We start from the raw sequence: 3,585 nt of genomic DNA, 5'->3' as shown, positions 1-3,585 counted from the left end.
GCAGAGCCTATCGCGGGGCTCAAAGAGAGCGCTATCTATATGCAAAAGCATAAAGTTGGCTGTCTACCTGTTGTCACCAAAGGTCGATTGGTCGGCATTATTACTGATAGTGACTTCGTGACGATTGCGATTAACTTATTGGAACTACAAGAAGAAGTGGAACCTGAAGAAATCGAGCAGGAAGAGTAGTACGCAAGCGTATTCTCTTTGTTGTAAGTTTCGTTTTTACACCGGTTAAACGAAAAAAGAGCGGCAGGGTTGCCGCTCAAAATGCCATTACTGACGCTGATTAAGGAAGTGTTTCTCTGCCAATTAGAATTGGTCTTCTTCGGTCGAACCTGTCAATGCTGTCACTGAAGAGTTACCACCTTGGATAGTATTGGTCATTCTATCGAAGTAACCTGTACCTACTTCTTGTTGGTGCGCAACAAACGTATAGCCTTTTTCAGCTGCTTGGAATTCAGGACGCTGAACTTTCTCAACATAATGACGCATACCTTCACCTTGAGCGTAAGCGTGTGCCAGTTCAAACATGTTGAACCACATGTTGTGAATGCCTGCTAGCGTGATGAATTGGTACTTGTAGCCCATGTCTGCAAGCTCTTGTTGGAACTTAGCAATGGTTTCTGCATCTAGGTTTTTCTCCCAGTTGAATGAAGGCGAGCAGTTGTACGCCAACAATTGATCTGGGTATTCAGCGTGAATTGCTTCTGCAAACTTACGTGCTTCTTCCAAACATGGCGTAGCCGTTTCACACCAAATCAAGTCTGCATATGGTGCGTAAGCCAGACCGCGAGAGATAGCTTGGTCGATACCCGCGCGAACGCGGTAGAAACCTTCTTGAGTACGCTCACCTTCAATAAAGTCTTTATCATATGGGTCGCAATCTGAAGTAATGAGATCCGCCGCATTCGCATCAGTACGAGCAATAACTAATGTTGTTGTTCCCGCTACGTCAGCAGCCAAACGAGCTGCAACGAGCTTTTGTACCGCTTCTTGCGTAGGAACTAATACCTTACCCCCCATATGACCACACTTTTTCACCGATGCTAACTGGTCTTCAAAGTGAACGCCCGCGGCACCGGCTTCGATCATCGATTTCATTAGTTCGTAAGCGTTAAGCACACCACCAAAGCCCGCTTCAGCATCCGCTACGATAGGTAGGAAGTAATCAATACCACCTTCATCTTCAGGCGTCTTACCAGCAGCCCACTGAATTTGGTCTGCACGACGGAATGAGTTGTTGATACGCTTTACTACTGACGGTACAGAATCTACTGGGTAAAGAGATTGGTCTGGATACATCGTCGAAGCGGTGTTGTTATCCGCCGCTACCTGCCAGCCTGACAGATAGATCGCTTCAATACCTGCCTTAGCTTGTTGAACGGCTTGACCACCCGTTAGCGCACCAAGACAGTTTACGTAACCTTTTTTCGCACTACCGTTGACCAGTGACCAAAGTTTGTCTGCACCACGTTGTGCAATTGTGTTTGCAGGCACCATAGAGCCACGCAGTTCCACCACTTCCTCGGCAGTGTAAGTACGCTTCACATTTTTCCAGCGTGGGTTAGTTGCCCAGTCTTTTTCCAGAGCTTCAATTTGTTGGCGGCGAGTTAAGTTAGTCATTGGTCTATCCCTCTTTATAATTTGCACTTTATGCGTGTGCGTTGAGTTTCCGTTCTCAGGCAGTACTTCCCTATCTGCCTTGAAAATCCTTCACGTTATTGGTGTTACAGTTATTCTTTATTAATCCAGGTAGTCATAACCAGGAACTGTCAAAAAGTTGGTCAGTTCATCGCTCGTCGTGAGCCTTGCCATTAAGTCTGCTGCTTCTTCAAATCGACCCGCATGGTAGCGCTGCTCGCCAATTTCTTGCTTCACGACTTCAATCTCCTCTTTGAGATAGAGCTCGAACAGCTCTTTAGTGACCTTTAATCCGTTGTCTAGCGACTTGCCGTGTTGAATCCATTGCCAGATAGAGGCGCGTGAGATTTCTGCCGTTGCTGCGTCTTCCATCAGTCCGTAAATCGGCACACAACCATTGCCAGAAATCCAAGCTTCGATGTATTGCAGCGCAACGCGAATATTGTGGCGCATTCCGCCTTCAGTGCGCTCGCCTTCACAAGGCTCAAGCAGTTCAGCTGCTGTAATAGGCGCATCCTCTGCACGGCTCACATCCAACTGGTTGGTGCGTTCACCCAGCACAGCACTAAAGACTTCCATAGCAGTGTCAGCCAAACCTGGATGAGCCACCCAAGTACCGTCGTGGCCGTTGTTAGCTTCTAACGATTTGTCAGTCTGGATCTTGTCTAATACTTTTTGATTCTCTTTCGGGTCTTTAGCTGGGATAAATGCGGCCATTCCTCCCATCGCGAAAGCACCTCGTTTATGGCAAGTACGTACCAATAATCGCGAGTAAGCGTTTAAGAATGGCTTGTCCATCGTTACCACTTGGCGATCTGGCAGTACTCGGTCTGAGTGTTTTTTCAATGTTTTGATGTAGCTAAAGATGTAATCCCAGCGACCACAGTTCAAACCAACGATGTGTTCTTTAAGCGAGAACAGAATCTCGTCCATTTCAAATACCGCTGGTAAGGTTTCAATCAGCACAGTCGCTTTGATCGTGCCTGTATCCAAACCGAAATAGTCTTCCGTGAAATGGAACACTTCGCTCCACCACTTCGCTTCGTGATGCGATTGCAGTTTTGGAAGGTAGAAATAAGGGCCGCTGCCTTTTTGAAGTAACGCTTTGTAGTTGTTATAGAAATACAGAGCGAAATCGAATAGCGCACCTGGAATGATCTGACCGTGCCACGTAACGTGTTTTTCTTTTAAATGAAGGCCGCGAACACGGCAGATCAACACCGCTGGGTCATCTTCCAGCTGATAATGTTTGCCATTGCCAGGATTGGTGTAACTGATGGTGCCATTAACAGCATCGCGCAAGTTAATTTGACCATCTAGCACTTTACTCCATGCAGGAGACATTGAATCTTCGAAGTCTGCCATGAACACTTTTACATTCGCATTCAGTGCGTTAATCACCATCTTGCGGTCAGTTGGTCCGGTAATCTCCACACGGCGATCTTGCAGATCTTGTGGGATTCCTAGGATCTTCCAACTTCCTTCACGGATGTCTTGTGTCTCTGGTAGAAAATCTGGTAGCTCACCAGCATCAATACGTGCTTGCTTCTCTTCTCTTGCTTCCAGCAACTGTTCAACACGTCCGGCAAATTTTTCACACAGTAGAGATAAAAAGGTTTGGGCTTCAACAGGGAAAATTGCTTGATGTTCTGGAGCAACGACTCCATTCACCTCAAGCATGCCTTGGGTTTGCTTTAGTTGTTGTGTTTTTTGTTCTGTCTGAGCAAGCATAATCATTCATCCTTAACGTGCTTTATCAATCTTGGGCAGTCAGCGTAAAGCTACATTTGTAAGTTATGAACAACAAATTACATCCTTTAACTTTGTGTTCAACTCGTCTAGCCATGCCGATAGATTGCGTAATGCTACGTGTATTTTCAATCTAGACATAAGTCGTATCGGCCTTTAAATAAGCTATATCAACAAGGGGTTTAGTGAAAC

Annotated in this window: 3 protein-coding genes; 1 reads left to right on the top strand and 2 read right to left on the bottom strand. The window is 46.1% G+C overall.

Going from position 1 to position 3,585, the window contains the following annotated elements; translation table 11 throughout:
- The coding region (locus IQR33_RS09420; protein ID WP_193843663.1) for a CBS domain-containing protein at positions 1 to 189 on the top strand (189 nt) is incomplete at its 5' end.
- Between the two features lie 123 nt (positions 190 to 312).
- Here IQR33_RS09420 and aceA read toward each other — a convergent pair.
- Positions 313 to 1,626 (bottom strand): isocitrate lyase, encoded by a 1,314-nt coding sequence (gene aceA / locus IQR33_RS09415; RefSeq protein WP_005381733.1) that lies wholly within the window; start codon positions 1,624 to 1,626, stop codon positions 313 to 315.
- 120 nt (positions 1,627 to 1,746) lie between these two features.
- On the bottom strand, positions 1,747 to 3,375 hold the full coding sequence (gene aceB, locus IQR33_RS09410; RefSeq protein WP_017820561.1) for a malate synthase A: 1,629 nt from the start codon (positions 3,373 to 3,375) through the stop codon (positions 1,747 to 1,749).
- Positions 3,376 to 3,585 lie beyond the last annotated feature (210 nt).

The organism is Vibrio sp. OPT46 (assembly GCF_015163535.1).
In the GTDB taxonomy this organism is placed as follows: Bacteria; Pseudomonadota; Gammaproteobacteria; order Enterobacterales; family Vibrionaceae; genus Vibrio; species Vibrio alginolyticus.
This window is presented reverse-complemented; position numbering and strand designations above follow the sequence as displayed.

Bases quoted from the DNA above. Each gene is read 5' to 3' on its own strand.
- aceB (WP_017820561.1), bottom strand. From the start codon at position 3,375: ATGCTTGCTCAGACAGAACAAAAAACACAACAACTAAAGCAAACCCAA.
- aceA (WP_005381733.1), bottom strand. From the start codon at position 1,626: ATGACTAACTTAACTCGCCGCCAACAAATTGAAGCTCTGGAAAAAGAC.